General features: G+C 62.0%; 17 protein-coding genes. 6 read left to right on the top strand and 11 right to left on the bottom strand.

The window, feature by feature from the left end:
- Positions 1 to 86: 86 nt before the first annotated feature.
- From HBO05_RS05275 to HBO05_RS05265, 3 genes are all read right to left on the bottom strand, one after another.
- Positions 87 to 1,421: a sigma-54 dependent transcriptional regulator gene (locus tag HBO05_RS05275; RefSeq protein WP_172311953.1), complete on the bottom strand. Its 1,335-nt coding sequence runs from the start codon at positions 1,419 to 1,421 to the stop codon at positions 87 to 89.
- Entirely contained in the window at positions 1,415 to 3,181 is a 1,767-nt protein-coding gene (locus tag HBO05_RS05270; protein WP_169954641.1) for an ATP-binding protein, read from the bottom strand. The genes HBO05_RS05275 and HBO05_RS05270 overlap by 7 nt, the downstream gene beginning before the upstream one ends.
- A gap of 221 nt (positions 3,182 to 3,402) precedes the next feature.
- Positions 3,403 to 4,926: a fumarate hydratase gene (locus HBO05_RS05265; RefSeq protein WP_131062231.1), complete on the bottom strand. Its 1,524-nt coding sequence runs from the start codon at positions 4,924 to 4,926 to the stop codon at positions 3,403 to 3,405.
- 243 nt (positions 4,927 to 5,169) lie between these two features.
- On the opposite strand from HBO05_RS05265, the gene HBO05_RS05260 reads away from it, so the two are divergent.
- Entirely contained in the window at positions 5,170 to 6,102 is a 933-nt protein-coding gene (locus HBO05_RS05260; RefSeq protein WP_170056844.1) for an iron-sulfur-binding ferredoxin reductase, read from the top strand.
- Positions 6,103 to 6,256: 154 nt separating this feature from the next.
- On the opposite strand, the gene pyk is transcribed toward HBO05_RS05260, so the two are convergent.
- The gene (pyk, locus tag HBO05_RS05255; RefSeq protein WP_029295454.1) at positions 6,257 to 7,708 is read right to left on the bottom strand and encodes a pyruvate kinase; all 1,452 of its coding nucleotides are present in this window, start codon (positions 7,706 to 7,708) and stop codon (positions 6,257 to 6,259) included.
- Between the two features lie 176 nt (positions 7,709 to 7,884).
- Between pyk and HBO05_RS05250 the strand changes: the two genes are divergently transcribed.
- Both HBO05_RS05250 and HBO05_RS05245 read left to right on the top strand, forming a co-directional pair.
- Positions 7,885 to 8,259, top strand: coding sequence for a tetratricopeptide repeat protein (locus HBO05_RS05250; RefSeq protein ID WP_170041883.1), 375 nt, complete (start codon positions 7,885 to 7,887; stop codon positions 8,257 to 8,259).
- A gap of 230 nt (positions 8,260 to 8,489) precedes the next feature.
- Complete coding sequence (locus HBO05_RS05245) at positions 8,490 to 8,849, top strand: PilZ domain-containing protein (protein WP_169954701.1); 360 nt, start codon at positions 8,490 to 8,492, stop codon at positions 8,847 to 8,849.
- Between the two features lie 13 nt (positions 8,850 to 8,862).
- Here HBO05_RS05245 and HBO05_RS05240 read toward each other — a convergent pair whose 3' ends face one another.
- Genes HBO05_RS05240 through HBO05_RS05215 form a run of 6 tightly spaced genes read right to left on the bottom strand, consistent with a single transcriptional unit; the run spans position 8,863 to position 15,530 of the window.
- On the bottom strand, positions 8,863 to 10,194 hold the full coding sequence (locus HBO05_RS05240) for a DUF58 domain-containing protein (protein WP_169954644.1): 1,332 nt from the start codon (positions 10,192 to 10,194) through the stop codon (positions 8,863 to 8,865).
- 7 nt (positions 10,195 to 10,201) lie between these two features.
- Positions 10,202 to 11,194, bottom strand: coding sequence for a MoxR family ATPase (locus HBO05_RS05235; RefSeq protein ID WP_170041885.1), 993 nt, complete (start codon positions 11,192 to 11,194; stop codon positions 10,202 to 10,204).
- Positions 11,191 to 12,348: a DUF4350 domain-containing protein gene (locus HBO05_RS05230; RefSeq protein ID WP_169954646.1), complete on the bottom strand. Its 1,158-nt coding sequence runs from the start codon at positions 12,346 to 12,348 to the stop codon at positions 11,191 to 11,193. The genes HBO05_RS05235 and HBO05_RS05230 overlap by 4 nt, the downstream gene beginning before the upstream one ends.
- Entirely contained in the window at positions 12,345 to 13,874 is a 1,530-nt protein-coding gene (locus HBO05_RS05225) for a DUF4129 domain-containing protein (protein ID WP_172311951.1), read from the bottom strand. Before HBO05_RS05225 ends, HBO05_RS05230 begins: the two co-directional genes overlap by 4 nt.
- Positions 13,861 to 14,841 (bottom strand): stage II sporulation protein M, encoded by a 981-nt coding sequence (locus HBO05_RS05220; RefSeq protein ID WP_172311949.1) that lies wholly within the window; start codon positions 14,839 to 14,841, stop codon positions 13,861 to 13,863. Before HBO05_RS05220 ends, HBO05_RS05225 begins: the two co-directional genes overlap by 14 nt.
- On the bottom strand, positions 14,838 to 15,530 hold the full coding sequence (locus tag HBO05_RS05215; protein WP_170041889.1) for an RDD family protein: 693 nt from the start codon (positions 15,528 to 15,530) through the stop codon (positions 14,838 to 14,840). Before HBO05_RS05215 ends, HBO05_RS05220 begins: the two co-directional genes overlap by 4 nt.
- A gap of 211 nt (positions 15,531 to 15,741) precedes the next feature.
- On the opposite strand from HBO05_RS05215, the gene sbcB reads away from it, so the two are divergent.
- Positions 15,742 to 17,169, top strand: coding sequence for an exodeoxyribonuclease I (sbcB, locus tag HBO05_RS05210; protein ID WP_170041890.1), 1,428 nt, complete (start codon positions 15,742 to 15,744; stop codon positions 17,167 to 17,169).
- An 89-nt stretch (positions 17,170 to 17,258) separates the two neighbouring features.
- Here sbcB and mvaT read toward each other — a convergent pair whose 3' ends face one another.
- The gene (gene mvaT / locus HBO05_RS05205; protein WP_029295469.1) at positions 17,259 to 17,633 is read right to left on the bottom strand and encodes a histone-like nucleoid-structuring protein MvaT; all 375 of its coding nucleotides are present in this window, start codon (positions 17,631 to 17,633) and stop codon (positions 17,259 to 17,261) included.
- Positions 17,634 to 17,982: 349 nt separating this feature from the next.
- On the opposite strand from mvaT, the gene purU reads away from it, so the two are divergent.
- A complete protein-coding gene (purU, locus tag HBO05_RS05200; protein WP_169954651.1) occupies positions 17,983 to 18,831 on the top strand; it encodes a formyltetrahydrofolate deformylase in 849 nt (282 codons plus the stop codon).
- Between the two features lie 71 nt (positions 18,832 to 18,902).
- On the top strand, positions 18,903 to 19,100 hold the full coding sequence (locus HBO05_RS05195) for a hypothetical protein (RefSeq protein WP_169954652.1): 198 nt from the start codon (positions 18,903 to 18,905) through the stop codon (positions 19,098 to 19,100).
- The last annotated feature ends 53 nt before the right edge of the window (positions 19,101 to 19,153 follow it).

Genomic DNA, 19,153 nt, shown 5'->3' with positions numbered 1-19,153 from the left:
AGGCAAGCCAGCTCCCACATTTTGATTTGCGAATACATTCAAGTGTGGGAGCTGGCTTGCCTGCGATGAGGCCCTAAGGGGCCTTCTCAATCAGGCGACAGAAACATTTCCCGGGTCAGCCCATGGCGCTGCAGCTTTTCATTGAAGGTCCGCCGTGGCAGTTGCAGTTCGGCCAGCACCGCCTTGATATCGCCTTTGTGCCGGGTCAGCGCAGCTTTCAGGCAATGGGCTTCGAACGCTTCCTGCTGGGCCGCCAGGGATTGCCCGGCCCCGATGCCTTCCGGCTCCGGCTCGCCGAGGCCCAGCACCTGGCGTTCGGCAACGTTGGCCAGTTCGCGCACGTTGCCCGGCCAGTCATGGCTGAGCAGCCGCCCCAATTGCGGCCCGCTGAGGGGCGCGGTCTCGCGGCCCAGGCGTTCGGCGGCGCTCTGGGTGAAGTGGTCGAACAGCAGCGGGATATCTTCGCGGCGCTCACGCAGCGGCGGCAGGCGCAGTTGCGCCACGGTCAGGCGGTAGGCCAGGTCTTCGCGAAAACGTCCGGCGCGGGCTTCGTCCAGCAGGTCGGGCTTGGTCGCGGCAATGATGCGCAGGTCGACCTTGATGCTCTGGTTCGAGCCCAGGCGCTCCAGCTTCTGTTCCTGCAACACCCGCAGCAGCTTCACCTGCTGGGCCAGGGGCATGCTTTCGATCTCATCGAGAAACAGCGTACCGCCGTCGGCGTACTCCAGCTTGCCGATGCGCTTGCCCTGGGCGCCGGTGAAAGCGCCGCTTTCATGGCCGAACAGTTCGGCTTCAAACAATTGCTCGGGAATCGCCGCACAGTTGAGCGCGACAAAAGGTTTTTTGGCCCGTGGCCCGAAGTCATGCAGGCAGCGGGCGACCAGTTCCTTGCCGCTGCCGGTCTCGCCACGGATCAGCACGTTGACCGGCAAGGCGGCGAGGTCCAGCACCTGGCGGCGCAAGTTCTGCAGGCTGCGCGACACCCCCAGCAGGCTCGACTCCAGTTGGGCGCGATGATCGGCCTGTTGGTGCAGGCGGCGGTTCTCCAGGATCAGTCCGCGCTTGTCCAGGGCCCGGCGCAGGCTGGCGAGCAGGGCGTCGGGGCTGAAGGGCTTTTCCAGAAAGTCGTAGGCACCGTCGCGCATGGCTTCGACGGCCATCGGCACGTCGCCATGGCCGGTCAGGAGGATCACCGGCAGGTCGGCATCGCGCCGTTGTACTTCGGCCAGCAGCTCCAGGCCGCTGAGGCCCGGCATGCGCACATCGCTGAGAATCACCCCGGGAAAGTCCCTGGGCAGGTGGGCCAGGCAGTCCTCGGCGCGGCTGAACAACTGCACCGCGAACCCGGAGAGGTTCAGCCACTGTTCCACGGCCGTGCGGATGCTGGCCTCGTCATCAACCACGATCACCGCGTTCAGCATAGGTCCGGCGCCTCCAGCGCGATGGGCAGGGTCAGGGTGAAGACGGCGCCGTCGCCCTGATTGGCCGCACTCAGGCGTCCGCCCAGTTCATGCACGATAGCGTAGGACACCGCCAACCCGAGCCCGAGCCCGTCACCCACCGGCTTGGTGGTGAAGAACGGGTCGAACACGTTGTTCAGGTGTTCCTCGGCAATGCCGCCGCCGCTGTCGCTGACGCTCAGGTGCCACAGTTGTTGATCGGCATGCAGGCGGATTTCCAGGCGCTTGCGCGGTTTGTCGGCCATGGCATCCAGGGCATTGCGCAACAAGTTGATCAGCACTTGCTCCAGGCGAATGGCATCGCCGCGTACCCAGGCCGGGCGAGTCAGGTCGAGCACGGTGCCGATGGCTTCGTCGCGCAGGCGTGCGTCGAGCAAGTGCAGGGACTGGTCGACCACGGTTGCCAGGTCCAGGCGTTCGCGCAGGCCGCTGGGGCTTTTGCGGGCGAAGGTCTTGAGGTGGCCGGTAAGGGCGGCCATGCGAGTGAGCATGTCGTCCAATGGCGTCAGCGCCTGATAGGCGTCATCGATGCGCCCGTGATCGAGCAGCAGGCGCAAGGTAGCCAGTTGCATGCGCTGGGTGGTCAGCGGCTGGTTGATTTCATGGGCCAGGGCCGCAGACATCTGTCCCAGCGCCGCCAGCTTGGCCGATTGCACCAAGCCATCCTGGGCGGTGCGCAAGGCGCGTGTGCGTTCTTCCACCAGGCGCTCCAGCTCTTCGCGGCTGCGCTGGCGCAAGCGGGCCAGGCGCCAGCGCTGGCTGAGGAACAGCACCAGGAACACCAGGGTCAACCACAGGCCCGCTGCGGCGAGGCCGGCGTTGCGTTGGTCTTCAAAGGCCACCTGGGGTTTGCGCAGCAGGTGCAGGGTCCAGCCTTCGGCTTTGAGGGGCAGGGACTCCCAGATGTAGTTGGCGTTGCCTTCGGGCCCGGCCACGCGCACCAGATGACTGTTTTCGTCAAAGCGCTGCAGGGTCTGGGTGTCCAGGGGCTGCAATTGCTTCTTGTCGTATTGGCGCGTGGCCTTGAGTTCGGCCAGATCGTTGGCCGACAGTGGGCGCAGGTTGCGGTAACGCCATCCGGGTTTATTGGCGATAAACACGATGCCCCGGGCATCGCTGACCAGCAACAGGTCGTCGCCCTGGGCCCATCCGCGCTCCAGCTCCGGAAACTCCAGTTTCACCACCATGGCGCCGATGAACTGCTCCTGCTCATCCACCACCGCGCTGGAAAGGAAGTACCCCGGAATCCCGGTGGTCACCCCCACCGCATAAAAACGCCCGGTGCCCTGGCTGCGGGTCTGGCTGAAATAGGGGCGGAACGCATAGTTGTGGCCGACATAACTGCTGGGCAGGCGCCAGTTGCTGGCGGCCACCGCCAGGCCGGTGCGGTCCATCAGTTCCAGGGTCGATGACTGCGCCGCACCGTTGATGCGCTCCAGTTTGTGGTTGAGCACCTCCTGGGTCGCCGGATCCAGCGGGCCTTTCAGGGCGCGGATCATTTCCGAATCCAGGGCCAGCACGGCGGGCAGGGCGCGGTAGCGTTCGATCAAGGTGTGCAAGGAGTTGGCATACAGCGCCAGTTGCTGGTTCGCACGGCCGGCATCGTCCACCAGGGACTGGCGTTCCGCCTGGCGCATGGCGACTGCGGCGGCCAGGACGGCACCGGCAATAATCAGCAGGGAGTAGAAGGTCAAACGCAATGGGCGAGGGATCGCGATCATACGAGAATGAACAGCTGCAGTAGGGGGCGAGCACCATAACATGCAGCAGGACGAGCGCAGTACTTGTGGGAGCGGGCTTGCCCGCGATTGCATCGACGCGTTCTGCTGCCAGACCGCAGTGCCTGCATCGCGGGCAAGCCCGCTCCCACAAAATCGCCGGTCATAAAAAAGGCGACTGTGGCATGGAGCCACAGTCGCCTTTTATCCTTGCGGGGACGTGCTTACTGCACTTCTACCGCCAGGCTTTCACTGATCTTTTGCTGCCAGATGGCGGGACCTGTGATGTGGACTGACTCGCCCTTGCTGTCGACTGCAACAGTGACCGGCATGTCCTTGACGTCGAACTCGTAGATCGCTTCCATGCCCAGTTCGGCGAAGGCCACCACGCGCGACTTCTTGATGGCTTGCGCCACCAGGTAGGCCGCACCGCCGACAGCCATCAGGTACACGGCCTTGTGGTCCTTGATCGCTTCGATGGCGGTCGGGCCGCGCTCGGATTTGCCGATCATGCCCAACAGGCCAGTCTGCTCGAGGATCTGGCGGGTGAATTTGTCCATCCGCGTGGCGGTGGTCGGGCCAGCCGGGCCAACCACTTCTTCGCGCACCGGATCTACCGGGCCGACGTAGTAGATGAAACGGCCCTTGAGGTCTACCGGCAGGGTTTCACCCTTGTTCAGCATCTCGACCATACGCTTGTGCGCCGCGTCGCGACCGGTGAGCATCTTGCCGTTGAGCAGTACGGTTTCGCCCGGTTTCCAGCTTTGTACGTCTTCCGGGGTCAGGGTGTCGAGATTGACGCGGCGGGCCGACGGGCCGGCTTCCCAGACAATTTCCGGGTAGGCGTCCAGCGGCGGCGCTTCGAGCGAGGCCGGACCGGAACCGTCGAGCACGAAGTGCGCGTGACGGGTGGCGGCGCAGTTGGGGATCATGCACACCGGCAGCGAAGCAGCGTGGGTCGGGTAATCCATGATCTTCACGTCGAGCACGGTGGTCAGGCCACCCAGGCCCTGGGCGCCGATCCCCAGTTGGTTGACCTTCTCGAACAGCTCCAGGCGCATCTCTTCGATACGGTTGGACGGGCCGCGCTTTTTCAGCTCGTGGATGTCGATGGATTCCATCAACACTTCCTTGGCCATGACGGCGGCTTTCTCGGCAGTACCGCCGATGCCGATGCCGAGCATGCCCGGTGGGCACCAGCCGGCACCCATGGTCGGAACTGTCTTGAGCACCCAATCGACGATGGAGTCGGACGGGTTGAGCATGGCCATTTTCGACTTGTTCTCGGAACCACCGCCCTTGGCGGCCACGTCCACTTCCACGGTGTTACCCGGGACGATGGAGTAGTGGATCACGGCCGGGGTGTTGTCCTTGGTGTTTTTGCGCGCGCCGGCCGGGTCGGCGAGGATCGAGGCACGCAGCACGTTTTCCGGCAGGTTGTAGGCGCGACGCACGCCTTCGTTGATCATGTCGTCCAGGCCCATGGTGGCGCCATCCCAGCGTACATCCATGCCCACGCGCACGAACACGGTGACGATCCCGGTGTCCTGGCAGATCGGGCGGTGGCCGGTGGCACACATGCGCGAGTTGATCAGGATCTGGGCCATGGAGTCACGGGCGGCCGGCGATTCTTCGCGCAGGTAGGCTTCGTGCATTGCCTGGATGAAGTCAACGGGGTGGTAGTAGGAAATGAATTGCAGGGCGTCGGCAACGCTCTGAATCAGGTCGTCTTGCTTGATCACGGTCATGAGTCGCGCTCCTCTATAAGGGAACATTCAATAAAGGTGGCTTCAGATGGGTGTATCGGTCGCTGAAGCCACCTTTTCCAAGGCACGCCGGGTAGTGCTGGCGCGACGCTAAAAAGGCGCGGCAGTATAACCCGGCGCGATGGCCGATACACCCGACGATGGTCAAACTCTCCCGACCACCCTAGGAGCCGGCTCCTGCAAAAAGCAGTTACAGTGATCGCATATTTTGATTCGAGGCCTTTCATGCCTGAACTGCACGTCGGCGAACGCCAGTGGTCGGTCTCCACCGGCAGCAATCTGCTGGATGCCTTGAACCAGGCCGGTGTGGCCGTGCCTTACAGTTGCCGCGCGGGCAGTTGCCATGCCTGCCTGGTGCGTTGCCGGGGTGAGGTCGAGGACAAGCAGCCCGACGCCCTGAGCCCGGCCCAGCGCCAGGACGGTTGGCGCCTGGCCTGCCAGTGCCAGGTCACAGGCGATGTACAGGTCGAGGCCTTTGACCCCTTGCGCGACGGCGCGGCGGCAACGGTGCTGAGCGCCGATTGGCTGAACCCGACGGTGTTGCGCCTGCGCCTGCAACCCCAGCACGGGCTGCGTTACCGGGCCGGGCAGCACCTGGTGTTGTGGGCGGGGACGGTGGCGCGGCCTTATTCCCTGGCCAGCCTGCCCCAGGAAGATCCGTTTTTGGAGTTCCACCTCGATTGCCGCCTGCCCGGCGAATTCAGCGATCGTGCCCGCCGGCTTGAGGCCGGTGACCCATTACGCCTGGGCGAATTGCGCGGCGGGGCGTTGCATTACGATCCGGACTGGCAAGCGCGGCCGCTGTGGCTGCTGGCATCCGGCACGGGGCTGGGGCCGCTGTGGGGCGTGTTGCGCGAAGCCCTGCGCCAGGATCACCAGGGCGCTATCCGCGTGATTCACCTGGCCCATGATACGGACGGGCATTATCTGGCCGAGCCCCTGGCCCAACTTGCCGCCAGCCACGGCAACCTCACCATCGAACTGTGGACGGCGGCGCAGTTGGCCGGTGCCTTGGCGCAACTGCGGCTTGTATCCCGGCAAACCCTGGCCTTGCTCTGCGGGCACCCCAGCAGTGTCGAGGCGTTTTCCAAGCGCCTGTTCCTGGCGGGCTTGCCGCGTAATCAACTGCTGGCCGATGTGTTCCTGCCCCGTGGTTGAGCGCTGATGGCTATCTGCGAGAACTCACCGTGTGCATTTGAAATGCATTGCAATGTGGGAGCGGGCCTTTGCAGTCAATCAATCACTCTCCCTTGGAATGCAAAAGGCCCTGGCATTCACATGCCAGGGCCTTTGCTTTGAGCAGGTCAGTCACTCAGACCATTGGGTCGCCAACGTGCAGGATCTTCATGCCGTTGGTGCCACCGATGGTGTGGTAGCTGTCGCCCTTGGTCAGGATCACCCAATCGCCTTTCTCGACTACGCCACGCTTGAGCAGTTCGTCGATGGCAGCCTGGCTGACTTGCTCAGGCGGCAGCGACGCCGGGTCGAACGGTACGGTGTAGACGCCACGGAACATGGCCGCGCGGGCCTGGGTTTCGCGGTGCGGGGAGAACGCGTAGATCGGGATCGAGGAGCGGATGCGCGACATGATCAACGGCGTGTAGCCACTTTCGGTCAGGGCGATGATCGCCTTTACGCCCGGGAAGTGGTTGGCGGTGTACATGGCGGCCAGGGCGATGCTCTGGTCGCAGCTTTCGAACACTTTGCCGATGCGGTGGCTGGAGGTCTTGCTGGTCGGGTGCTTTTCAGCGCCGACGCAGATACGTGCCATGGCCTGGACCGCTTCCAGCGGGTACGGGCCGGCAGCACTTTCTGCCGAGAGCATCACGGCGTCGGTGTAGTCGAGCACGGCGTTGGCCACGTCGGACACTTCGGCACGGGTTGGCATCGGGTTCTGGATCATCGACTCCATCATCTGGGTCGCAACGATCACCGCTTTATTGTGGCGGCGTGCGTGCAGGATGATTTTCTTCTGGATGCCGATCAGCTCCGCGTCACCGATTTCCACGCCGAGGTCGCCACGGGCAACCATCACTGCATCGGACGCCTTGATCAGGCCGTCGAGGGTTTCGTCGTCGGCCACGGCTTCGGCGCGCTCGATCTTCGCCACCAGCCAGGCAGTACCACCGGCTTCGTCGCGTAGTTGGCGGGCGTATTCCATGTCGGCGGCGTCGCGCGGGAAGGACACGGCGAGGTAGTCCACTTCCATTTCGGCGGCGAGCTTGATGTCGGCCTTGTCTTTTTCGGTCAGGGCCGGTGCAGTCAGGCCACCACCGCGACGGTTGATGCCTTTGTGGTCGGACAGCGGGCCGCCGATGATCACGGTGCAGTTCAGCTCGGTGACGGTGGCGGTGTCGACACGCATGACCACACGGCCGTCGTCCAGCAGCAGTTCGTCGCCGACGCCGCAGTCTTTCACCAGGTCCGGGTAGTCGATACCCACGACTTGTTGGTTGCCTTCGGTCAGCGGATGGCTGGTGGAGAAGGTGAATTTGTCACCGATCTTCAGCTCAATGCGCTTGTTGGCGAATTTGGCGATACGGATCTTCGGACCTTGCAGGTCACCCAGCAGCGCGACGAAGCGGCCATGCTTGGCGGCGAGGTCACGTACCAGCTTGGCGCGAGCCTTGTGCTCGTCCGGGGTGCCGTGGGAGAAGTTCAGACGGGCAACGTCCAGGCCAGCCAGAATCAGCTGTTCGAGGACTTCCGGCGAGTTACTGGCCGGGCCAAGGGTGGCGACGATTTTGGTACGACGGACGGACATGCACGGACTCCTGAGTTCTAGCGCTGGGGAAGGCTACTATGCTCTTTGGCTGTAGTCATTGTTCGTTTGCACTACTTATTGTCGATTCGCTTGTTTTCACTCTATGACGCCAGACGAACAACCTTGAAGATTTTCGCCCAAGGGTCGATACACTGCTCAAGACAGGAGAACACCCCATGCGAGTTTTGATCATTGCTGCCCTGGCCGTCAGTGTTGTCGGCTGTACCCGTTGGTCGATGGACCATCATTTGAACAATGCCTACCGTGCCTACAACGTGGGCGATTGTGAGCGGGTCACCCTGGAATTGTCCCAGGTCGACCGTGAAAGCCGGTCCCGTCGCTACGTGCAGCCGGAAGTCTCGATGCTGCGTGGGCAGTGCCTGGAACGGCAGAAGTTGTTTGTGGATGCGGTGCAGACTTATCAGTTCATCATTAGCCAGTACCCATCGAGTGAGTACGCGTTCCGGGCCCGTGCACGCCTGGATACGCTGCAACAACTGGGGCATTACCCTGGCGCAAGTGCAGCGCGCGCGCGACCTGCAGCCTTGTGATGATATACGCCATTTAATTGCTGGCCTCTTGCCAGAGTTGGGCTATTCTTTTGAAGTACGTTTGTATAACTTTCAATTCAAACAGACACAAAAACAGGATTCGGTGGTTGTAGAGTGACAGGGCAGGGGCCGCTGTTGCACCGGGATCCAGGAGAGCGGGGGGGCATGTAGCTTCCCGGCCCGAATCACAGCAACGGCCACAGTCTTGGCCATTGGACGGCGATCTGATCATGTTGACTGACCGACGGATTGAGCGGCACCAGTTGCCCTATTTTTTAGAGGTGTTCAATCGCTTCACAGGTAAGCCCATCGGTTACTTGGGTAATATTTCCAGTGAAGGGCTGATGCTAGTCAGCCAATTACCCATGATGGTCAACGTGGATTTTGATCTGCGCTTGAAGATTCCAGGTCCTGAGGGTGATATGCACACCATTGATTTCACTGCGACCTGCCTGTGGAGTCGTGAAGATATCAACCCCAGGCATTACGACTCGGGGTTTTGCCTGTTGGAGGCGCCCGCGGAGTACGGTCAGCTGATTGTTGCGCTGTTGCAGTACTTCAGCTTTGACCCCTTGCAGGCTTCGGCCTAGCGTCACACACCATTCATAGAGCGCCGGCTTTTTTCCAGCCCAGGTATCGGGTTACCAGGTCGGCGCCCAGCTCAGAGGGATGGGCATCCATTACCATCAGGCCCTGCGCCTTGAGGCGGTCATGAAGTTCTTCCCGTGCATTGAGGTAATCGACGCTGCCACAGTAGGCCAGCGCCTGCGCCAAGGTCTGCACGGGAGCCTGGCGCAATTGATCCAGCACTCCTTCGCGCAGGCTCGCCACCAATACCCGGTGCTGGCGGCTGATGCGCTTGACGGCCGTCAGTAGTTCCTCATCGTCCTCATCGCGCAGGTTGGTCACTACGATCACCAGCGCCCGCCGTTTCTGGCGGGCCAGCAGCTGATTGGCGGCAGCCTGGTAATCGGCCGTGCGCCGGGTGCTGTCCAGGTCGTATACCGCGTTGAGCAACTGGTTCAACTGACCGCTGCCCTTGACTGGTGCCAGGTAGCGCGGCTGGTCGCAGGCGAAGGTACACAGGCCCACGGCATCGCCCTGGCGCAAGGCCACATAGCTGAGCAGCAGGCAGGCGTTGAGGGCGTGGTCGAAATGTGACAGTTCGCCGTCCTTGCTGCGCATCCGTCGGCCGCAATCGAGCATGAACATAATCTGCTGGTCGCGCTCATCCTGGTATTCCCGGGCAATCGGCGTGCGTTGCCGTGCCGTGGCCTTCCAGTCGATCTGGCGCAGGCTGTCGCCCTCGCGAAATTCGCGCAGCTGATGAAACTCCAGGCCCAGGCCGCGACGCTGGCGCTGGCGTACACCCAGTTGGCTGAGCCAGTTGTCTACCGCCAGTAACTGCGCACCGTACAGGCGGGCAAAGTCCGGGTAAACCCGGGTTGCATCCTTGACCGATACCTGGCGTTTTGCGGTCCACAATCCCAGGGGGCTGGGCAGATGCACCTCACAGCGCTCAAAGCTGAAATGCCCACGGCTCAAGGGGCGCAGGCGGTAGCCCAGGTCACTGTGTTCACCGGGGCGCAGGGCGATGAACTGCGGCAGGTTCTGCACGCTCAAACCATCCGGAACGTGATCAAACACCTTCAGCGTCAATGGCTGTGTGTAGTCATGCTCCAGGGTGATCCGCACCTCGCTCCAGCGTCCTAGCGCCAGGCTGCCTGGCATGTGCCGCCGCAGGCGTGGCGAGGGACGGCGTTTCAGACGGGCAGCATCGAGCAATGCCAGCAAAAGCAGCGCCAGGAGCAGGCCCCAGGCCACGGAGTGCAGGGCGGCCGGCACCTTGAGTTGCAGGGCCGTGGCCGTTCCGAGGGCGATGTTCAGGCCCAGCAGCACCGCGAGCCAGGCCAGCAACAGGCGAGTAGGTCTCATGGGCATGTCACTGGCGTGGCGCCGGCACTTGGTCGAGCAGTTGGGCCAGTACCTGATCCACCTCGAGGCCTTCGATATCCAGCTCCGGGGCGATGCGTACGCGATGGCGCAACACTGCCAGCGCGCAACTCTTGATGTCGTCCGGGGTCACGAACTCGCCACCGCGCAGCAGAGCCCGGGCGCGGGCACCACGTACCAGGGCGATGGAGGCGCGAGGCCCGGCGCCAAGGGCCAGGCCGGGCCAGGTGCGGGTGGTCCGGGCCAGGCGCACGGCGTAGTCGAGTACCTGGTCATCCAACGGCAGCTCACTGGCGACCTGTTGCAACAGCAGTACATCATTGGCTTGCAGCACGGTGCGCAATGGCTGTACGTCGAGCATATCGGCGCGGGAGGAACGAGTCACTTCGCGCACCATATCCAGCTCTTGCTGCGCCTCTGGGTAGTCCATGCGTACCTTGAGCATGAACCGGTCGAGTTCGGCCTCCGGTAGTGGGTAAGTGCCTTCCTGTTCGATGGGGTTCTGGGTGGCCAGCACCATGAACGGCTGGCCGATGGGCAAGGCTTCACCCTCGAGAGTGACCTGTCGTTCCTGCATGGCTTCGAGCAGGGCGGCCTGGGTTTTCGCCGGGGCCCGGTTGATCTCGTCCGCCAGGAGCAAATGGGTGAACAACGGCCCTTTGCGCAGCTTGAATTGCTCGGTGTGCAGGTCGTACACCGCATGGCCTGTGACATCGCTGGGCATCAGGTCCGGGGTGAACTGGATGCGTGCGAAGTCGCCGTCAAAGCAGCGCGCCAGGGCCCGTACCAGCAAGGTCTTGCCCAGGCCGGGTACGCCTTCGAGCAGCACATGGCCGCCGGCGATCAACGCGGTCAGTACGTCATCGATCACCGCATCCTGGCCAATCACCGCCTTGCGCAACTCGGTGCGCAGCGCCTGGGCGAGTTGGGTGGCGCGCCCGGTGTCGAGGGTATTGGGTAAATCCACTGGAGAATCGCTCATAGGGCATTCCTGAGGGTTTGCAGGCAGGCCACCTGGCGGCTGAAATCGGCGCTGGAAAGCCGTTTTGCCGGGAGTGGGCCCAGGGCCTGGCTGATAATTGAAGCGGGTTGGCGGGTCAGGCGCTCAAGGGCCTGCCATTGTCCTGCGGTATCTAACTGTTCGAATCCGGGGTGGCGGCGACGTGCGGTACGCAGGATGTCGCGCTGCAAGGCTTGCAACAGGCTGTTTTGCCCGCTGCGGCGCAGCAGGAAGTCGGCACTGGCATTCAGGTGTTCCTGCAACTGACGGCGGGCTTTCGGGGCTGGCGCCTGGATGGGCCCCTGGCGCACGCCGGCGCGCCACAACCCCAGTAGAATCAAGGCGGCGAGCGCTACCAGGGCCTGGGGAAAATACCGCAGCACCAGACTGAACAGGTTTTCGACGTCCGTGTTCGATAGCAGGGTGACATCGCTGCCCTGGGTCAGGTACCACAGCAGCCAGGCGTTGTCGTGCAAGCCGATGGCCGGGGTCTTCCACAGCTCGCTGTCGGTGATCACCGTTACACGACCCAGCCCGAGATCGAGTTGCATCAGGTGGCTGGACTTGGCGCTGTTGGCCGAAAACTGTGCCAGGTGCCTGGGGTCGATCAGGGTGAAGTCAGTGTCGAAACTGAAAAACGCCGGCGCGGTTTCGTTATCGACATACAGCCGTGTCAGGTCCGGTTTCTTGTTCTTGCGGGCGGGGGGCGGCTGGTCAAAGTCATCGCTGAAGGCCTGGCGCAACTGCAGGCGATCGAGCAGCAGGTCGCCGCTGTCCTGGGTTTCTTCATCCCATATGGCTTCGGCCACCAGCAGCAGATGGCCCCCAGCCTTGGTCCACTCCAACAACTGGTCAACCTGGCGCGGGGTCATGTTGCTGCGTTCGCTGAGCAACAGCAGGCTGCCGCCCTTGGCGGGCAGGGTGGCCAGGCGTTCCAGGCTGCGGGCATGCTCGACGGCCAAGCCTTGCTGGCGTAGGAAGTGTTCCGCCGCCAGGTAGGGGTTGGCCTGGGCTTCAGGTGAGGGCCCGCGGTCAACCACTTCTTCGTAGGGAATCGCCTTGTGCCAGGCATAGAAGCTCCCGGCCGTCAGCAGGCAAGCCAGGATCAGTCCAATCCAGATCAGTGGCCGGTTCATCGCGCGGCCTCGCTGTCGAACAAGCTGCGCCAACCGGCGCAGAGCTGTTGCTGGGCCAGGGCAGGCGGTATGCGATGGCCGTAGGCGAGGTTTTGCCAGTGCCGGGTCAGGTCGTCGCTAAAGGCCAGCAATTGCGGCTGTTGCAAGTGGCGCACCCGTTCCAGGACCTGGCCTTCGGTATCGGCGTTTTTCAGTGGCAGGTGGAAGTCATGCAGCAGCCGGCTCAGCAGGCCGCGATACAGCAGGCCAAGGGCCTCGCGGGGCTGTGTGGCCCACAGTTGTTCGGCGGCACCGGCAATATCCTCGGGCAAGGTCTGCACGCCCATGTCCAGGCCGAACAGTTGCGACGGCACGGGCTGCACGGCCTTGGGGCGTTGGACGCGGCGGCGACTGACAAAGGCGTGCAGCCAATCACGATAACGCCAGGCAACCAGGGCAATGCCGGCGATCAGCAGGCCCCAGAGCAGCACCTCCATCACCAGGGCCAGGGGCTTGAAGGTGTCGCTGTTGAGATTGTCCAGCAAGGATTTGAGCCAGGCCGGCAGATGGGCACCTCCCGGGGACTTGGCGTTGCTGCTGCTCTTGTCCTCGCCGAAACGGTAGCGGGTAACGGTTTGCGGATTCTTGAACGGGGGTTGTTCCAGCAGGCGCTTGATCGATTGACTGGCTTGCGGCGCGCTCAACGGTTTTGAGTCGACCGGCGGGTTGGCCATGGCCTGGGGCGTTGGCGCGATCACTAGCAGGCCGACAGCCAGCAACAGGGCGGCCACTGCCGACCCCAGGCGCTGGCGCAGGCGGCGGAACACCAATTCCAGGTCCCAGGCTTCAAGCACGGTACGCCGGTTCAGGTAGAGGCTGAATCCACATGCCACGTAGATCGGCTCCCAGAACACCAGGATCAGGGCGTAGAAGGCATTGCTCAGGTGCTCCAGCCAGAGCCAGTCCTGGCTGCTGGCCAATGCCAGTTGCTGCCAGTCCCAGTCCAGCTCTACCTGTTGCGGCAGGAACAGGTAGAACAGCGCCATCAAGCCGATCCACAGCGCCGTTTCCAGGTGCATGCCGATCAGCGTCAGCCAGCGCGCCGCGCCGGCATTGCGTTGCAGCAGCACTCCCAGCCGTTGTTGGCGGGCCAGGCCGCCGAGGCCCTCAAGTTGCATCACGGGCATGGCAAAGCTGCGACTGAGGCTAAAGCGCCGCCAAGTCAGGCTGGCTAGCAGTTGCCCCTTGAGCAGCCGTGGCCATTGGCGCAGCGCCTGTTTGAGAGTCGGCGTCTCGCCAAACAGCGCTTTGGACAGGATATACAGCGGCAGGCGCTCAAAGGCCGGTTTCAACCACCAGAACACCAGCACGGCAACGGAGGGGTAGTCCCACAGCACGACGCTGATCAGGATAAAGATCGGCAGGCTGACCAAGGCCCAACTGCTCATCAAGAGCACGCGGTGCTCACGGGCGAGCAACACTCCGAGGTCCATGGCTTCCCACGAGGAGCGGGGGCGAATCACCACGCTGGCGTCACTCAGGCGCATGACGACTCCTGCCGGCGAACAGCAGATAGGCGATCACCATCGCCCAGAGCGCCGCGCCCACCAAGTATTTGCCCCAGGGCTCCACGGCCGTGGTGGAGGACCAACAGGCTTCTATAAAGGCCGCGATCAGCAGGAACAGAATCACCCCGCAGATCATTTGCACGCTCTTACCGGCTGCCAGGCGCAGTGCTTCCCCCCGGGGCAATGCTCCCGGTGCGATCAACGCCCAGCCTAGTTGCAGGCCGGCTGCACCGGCCAGGGCGATGGCCGTCAGTTCAAACGCGCCGTGGCCGATGACAAAGGACCAGAAGGTTTGCCCGTAGCCGATTTCGGTCAGGTGCCCGGCGATGGCCCCGATCATCAGGCCATTGAAAAACAGGAAGAACACGCTGCCCAGGCCAAACAGCAGGCCGCCGGCAAAGGTCTGGAACGCGATGCCGATGTTGTGCATCACGTAGTAGCCGAACATCATCCAGTCCTCACTCGAGGCCCGCTCGGCCGCGCGCCCCAGGCGACTGGCGTCGGGGTCGTACATGGTTTGCATCTCGGTTACTTGCTGGGTACTGACGATGGTGTAGATCAAGTCGGGGGACAGATAGACCAGCAGGGCGATGCCAACCAGGCTGCCAAAGAACAGCAGGCTGGCCACCAGCACGAAGCGCCATTGTTCGCGGACCGTGCGGGGAAAGTCGGCCAGCAGGAAGCCCAGGACCTTGGCGCCGAGCTGGCTGCGATGGCGATACAGCTGTTGATGGCCGCGCAGGGCCAACTGTTGCAACGGGTCTACCAGGTAGCTGCTGTAGCCACGCTCCTGCGCCAACGCCAGGTGCTGGCACAGGCGTCGGTAATCATGGGGGAAGTGCGTCAGCTCCTGGGCCTTGGCCTTGCCTTGCTCAAGCAATGCCAGTTGCGCGGCAAAGGCTTGCCAGTGCGGCTGGTGACGGCTTTCGAACAGGCTCTGTTTCATGTCGGCCCCAGCAGGCCGCGGGCCACGCCATTGAGCTGGTCCACGGCGCGTGCCGGGGAAACCTGCAAGGGCGTGGCCAGAATCGCCGCCAGCTCTTGGGTGCGCTCGGCGGACAGTTCACCCTGGCGCTCGGCAAAACCGAGGATCGCGCGCTGCTCGTTCAACGCCAGGGCAAAGGGCAGGCGCAATGCCGGGGCCTGGGGCAAGAGAGGGCGGGCCACGGGCTGTTCGCGGTAAACCACCAGGGTCCCGGCTGCGATGTCGCCCAGGCGTTTGAAGTGGGGATGTTGCAGGCAACTGATGGCGCCGAGGAAATAGCCGAACGGCAACATATCGACAAAACGCAGCAGGTTGCGGATCAAGGAGGCGGACCAGCCAATGGGCGTGCCGTCATCCTGTACCACGCGCAGGCCCATGATCTGCTTGCCCGGTGAACAGCCCTGGTTGAGCACTTCGAACAGCACCATGTACCACCAACTGACGAGGAACAGCAGGATCGAGCCCAGGCCGATGCCCAGGTCGCCGAGAAACGCCAGGGCGATGAACAGGATGCCGAGGATCAGGCCGCGCAGGCCCAGGTCGAAGCCGAATGCCAGCGCCCGGGGCATCAGCCCGGCGGGGCGCAAGGGCAGGTCGATGCCTTCCGGGGTCTCGATCTGGTAGCGAGTGTCCAATGGGGCGGTGGGCATTGCATTCCCTGGCAGTACGGCGTGGCTGGGCATGGGCAACCTCATCGGGCGGCCGGCGAAAATGAGAGGTCGATGCTAGCAGTGTCATCGCTGCAAGTAACACCTGAAAATGCGCCAAGGTTTCACTGAATGTTTATCCAGTGCATATGGCGCTGGCCCCGGGCGGCGTCCAGCGCCTAGACTTTGTCGGTCTTCAGCACAGGAATAGCCCGTGACCTCGATCTTCTGGTACGACTATGAAACCACCGGCATCAACCCGCGCAGCGACCGCCCGCTGCAGGTTGCGGGAATTCGCACCGATCATGACCTCAACGAGGTAGGGCCGCCGGTCAACCTCTATTGCCAGCCCAGCGACGATATCCTGCCGCACCCGGCGGCTTGCATGATCACCGGCATTACCCCTGGCCAACTGGCGGAAAAAGGCCTGGCCGAAGCCGACTTCATGACGCGGGTGCATGCTGAGCTGGCGGCCCCCGGCACTTGCGGCGCGGGTTACAACACCCTGCGTTTCGACGACGAAATGACCCGCTACAGTTTGTACCGCAATTTTTTCGACCCCTATGCTCGGGAATGGCAGGGCGGCAACAGTCGTTGGGACTTGATCGATGTGCTGCGCACGGCCTATGCCCTGCGCCCAGACGGAATCGTCTGGCCCGAGCAGGACGGGCGCGTGACCCTCAAGCTGGAGCGCTTGACCCAGGCCAACGGGATCGACCATGGCCAGGCCCACGAGGCCTTGGCCGACGTGCGCGCCACCATTGCCCTGGCGCGATTGGTCCGGGAAAAACAACCCAAGTTGTACGACTGGTTGTTTCAACTGCGCAGTAAACAGCGGGTCATGGATCAGATCCGCCTGTTGCAGCCCATGGTGCATATTTCCGGGCGTTTTTCTGCCGAGCGTCATTACCTGGGAGTGGTCCTGCCGTTGGCTTGGCATCCGCGCAATCGCAACGCGTTGATTGTCTGTGACCTGGGGCTCGACCCACAGGGCCTGCTGGACCTGGATGCCGAAACCCTGCGCCGGCGCCTGTACACCCGGCGCGATGAGTTGGCCGACGGCGAATTGCCGGTGCCGCTCAAATTAGTGCATATCAATCGTTGCCCGGTGGTCGCGCCGCTGAGTGTATTGCGCGCGCAAGATCAGCAGCGTTTGAACCTGGACATGCCTGAATATCAGGCCCGGGCGCTGCGGCTAACTGACGCACAGGAACTTTGGCGGGATAAATTGCCGGCGATTTATGCCGAAGAAGATTTCGCCGCCAGCGCTGACCCGGAGCAACAGCTCTACGATGGTTTTATTGGTGATCGGGATCGGCGGTTATGTGAACAAGTCCGCACTGCCGAACCTGCGCAACTAGCGCGCCAGCAGTGGCCTTTTGATGATCATCGTTTGCCGGAATTATTGTTTCGCTATCGTGCCCGTAACTTTGCGTACACCTTGGACGATGAAGAGCAACAACGCTGGAAATTGTTCTGTCAGCAACGCTTGTCAGACGCGGATTACGGTGCCCCCAATACCCTCGAGAGTTTCAATAAGGCCAGGCTTGAATTGGACGTTAGTGCTACATCGTTTCAGCGCCAGGTACTGGATGAATGGCAAGAATATGTTGATGCTTTACGCCGGCGGCTGAGCCTGTAATCGACCTTTGATAAACAGTGGGCAATAAAAAACGCCAGCGAACTGGCGTTTTTTATTGTGTCGCGAATCAGGTGGCGACCTGGCGAGCCTTAGCCCAGCAGGGTAGCCCAGCCTTCAACCACGTCACCGCCCCACTTGGCTTTCCACTCTTTCAGAGTTTTGTGGTTGCCACCTTTGGTTTCAATCACTTCGCCGTTGTGCGGGTTTTTGTACTGCTTGACCTTACGCGCGCGCTTGGTGCCGGTAACTTTTACCGCGCCGCGTGGTGCTTTAACTTTCGATTCCGGATCCAGCAGCGCAATGATGTCACGCAGGGACTTGGAGTATTCACCCATCAGGGTGCGCAATTTGCCTTCGAATTCCAGCTCGGTTTGCAGTTTGTCGTCTTGGGACAGATTCTTCAAACGGGCTTGCAGCTCTTTGATAGCTTCTTCGGTGGCACGGTATTCGTTGATCAGGGACATGTGGACTACCTTATGCGGGGCGCTGAGGGACAGGGATAGTGGCCTAATAATAGTCAGACAGTTTCCCCAAGTAAACATTTAAGCTCGGTTTTATGTAATTTACTTTGAATGTTTGTAGCCAGAGGCTCGGAGTGCATTATTTAGTGCGCTCGAGCGGCTAAAGATATTCTCCTTAGATCTTGGGTAATTGTGGTAACAGATGCTTGTACACACATAACGCCCAGGTAAAAACCGTACTCTGTTTAGGGACACCACAAGGAATTGCGCGAATAAGCGTTGAGGAATACTGCAGTTTTTCTACGGTATCGCTAGAATGGCGGCCTTTGCGAAGTTCTGGAGTTTGCCCCTAATGCGCACTTTTCGTCTGGTGATTGCCTGCCCGGATCGGGTTGGTATCGTCGCTAAAGTCAGTAACTTTCTGGCCTCTCACAACGGCTGGATCACCGAAGCGAGTCATCACTCGGACAATCTCAGCGGTTGGTTTTTCATGCGCCACGAAATCCGTGCCGACACGCTGCCCTTTGGCCTGGAGGCATTTCGCGAGGCATTTGCACCGATCGCCGAAGAGTTCTCGATGACATGGCGCATCACCGACACCGAGCAGAAAAAGCGTGTGGTCCTGATGGCCAGCCGCGAGTCCCATTGCCTGGCGGACTTGCTGCACCGCTGGCACAGCGATGAACTGGACTGTGAGATCGCTTGCGTGATTTCCAACCACGATGACCTGCGCAGCATGGTCGAGTGGCACGGCATTCCGTACTACCACGTGCCGGTCGACGCGCAGAACAAACAGCCAGCCTTCACCGAAGTCTCGCGCCTGGTCGAGCAGCATGAAGCGGACGTCGTGGTGCTGGCGCGCTACATGCAAATCCTGCCGCCGGAACTGTGCCGCGAATATGCAGGCAAGGTGATTAACATCCACCACAGCTTCCTGCCGTCGTTTGTCGGGGCCAAGCCGTACCACCAGGCGTCCCTGCGCGGTGTGAAGCTGATTGGCGCAACCTGCCACTACGTCACCGAAGAGCTGGACGCAGGTCCCATCATCGAGCAGGACGTGGTACGCGTCAGCCATAGCGACAGCATTGAAGACATGGTGCGCTTCGGCCGCGATGTCGAGAAGATGGTCCTGGCCCGTGGCCTGCGCTATCACCTGGAGGACCGCGTGCTGGTACACGGCAACAAGACTGTAGTGTTCTGATAAAGCAAAAAGGGCCTGGGCGTTAAATCACCCAGGCCCTTTTTATTTGTGTCAGCTATGAGGGTCGAACGATGAGTGATCCCCTGGATAAAGCCACGTCCAAGGCACCTGCCACCTTGGGCGAGGGTTGCTTGAGCCGCTACGATCCGGATGCCCTGGATGCCGAGGACGGCACGGATTTCCCCGACGCCGCCCGGTTGTGGGAGCAATTGCAGGAAGAGTCAGAGCCGCACGACAAGCCCGGCCCTGGCAAACACAACGCAGATTGAATGTAGGAGCTGTCGAGCCTGAGCGAGGCGGCTCCTACAGTTGATTTGCGATG

The sequence above is a fragment of the Pseudomonas sp. WS 5079 genome, from assembly GCF_012985465.1.
GTDB lineage: Bacteria > Pseudomonadota > Gammaproteobacteria > Pseudomonadales > Pseudomonadaceae > Aquipseudomonas.
This window is presented reverse-complemented; position numbering and strand designations above follow the sequence as displayed.

What these genes read in the sequence shown, in the direction of transcription:
- HBO05_RS05195 (WP_169954652.1), top strand. Translation starts at nt 18,903, where the DNA reads ATGAGTGATCCCCTGGATAAAGCCACGTCCAAGGCACCTGCCACCTTG.
- HBO05_RS05250 (WP_170041883.1), top strand. Translation starts at nt 7,885, where the DNA reads ATGCGAGTTTTGATCATTGCTGCCCTGGCCGTCAGTGTTGTCGGCTGT.
- HBO05_RS05270 (WP_169954641.1), bottom strand. Translation starts at nt 3,181, where the DNA reads ATGATCGCGATCCCTCGCCCATTGCGTTTGACCTTCTACTCCCTGCTG.
- HBO05_RS05275 (WP_172311953.1), bottom strand. Translation starts at nt 1,421, where the DNA reads ATGCTGAACGCGGTGATCGTGGTTGATGACGAGGCCAGCATCCGCACG.
- HBO05_RS05220 (WP_172311949.1), bottom strand. Translation starts at nt 14,841, where the DNA reads ATGAAACAGAGCCTGTTCGAAAGCCGTCACCAGCCGCACTGGCAAGCC.
- HBO05_RS05265 (WP_131062231.1), bottom strand. Translation starts at nt 4,926, where the DNA reads ATGACCGTGATCAAGCAAGACGACCTGATTCAGAGCGTTGCCGACGCC.
- HBO05_RS05260 (WP_170056844.1), top strand. Translation starts at nt 5,170, where the DNA reads ATGCCTGAACTGCACGTCGGCGAACGCCAGTGGTCGGTCTCCACCGGC.
- pyk (WP_029295454.1), bottom strand. Translation starts at nt 7,708, where the DNA reads ATGTCCGTCCGTCGTACCAAAATCGTCGCCACCCTTGGCCCGGCCAGT.
- HBO05_RS05230 (WP_169954646.1), bottom strand. Translation starts at nt 12,348, where the DNA reads ATGAACCGGCCACTGATCTGGATTGGACTGATCCTGGCTTGCCTGCTG.
- HBO05_RS05235 (WP_170041885.1), bottom strand. Translation starts at nt 11,194, where the DNA reads ATGAGCGATTCTCCAGTGGATTTACCCAATACCCTCGACACCGGGCGC.
- mvaT (WP_029295469.1), bottom strand. Translation starts at nt 17,633, where the DNA reads ATGTCCCTGATCAACGAATACCGTGCCACCGAAGAAGCTATCAAAGAG.
- HBO05_RS05240 (WP_169954644.1), bottom strand. Translation starts at nt 10,194, where the DNA reads ATGAGACCTACTCGCCTGTTGCTGGCCTGGCTCGCGGTGCTGCTGGGC.
- HBO05_RS05225 (WP_172311951.1), bottom strand. Translation starts at nt 13,874, where the DNA reads ATGCGCCTGAGTGACGCCAGCGTGGTGATTCGCCCCCGCTCCTCGTGG.
- HBO05_RS05215 (WP_170041889.1), bottom strand. Translation starts at nt 15,530, where the DNA reads ATGCCCACCGCCCCATTGGACACTCGCTACCAGATCGAGACCCCGGAA.
- purU (WP_169954651.1), top strand. Translation starts at nt 17,983, where the DNA reads ATGCGCACTTTTCGTCTGGTGATTGCCTGCCCGGATCGGGTTGGTATC.
- HBO05_RS05245 (WP_169954701.1), top strand. Translation starts at nt 8,490, where the DNA reads ATGTTGACTGACCGACGGATTGAGCGGCACCAGTTGCCCTATTTTTTA.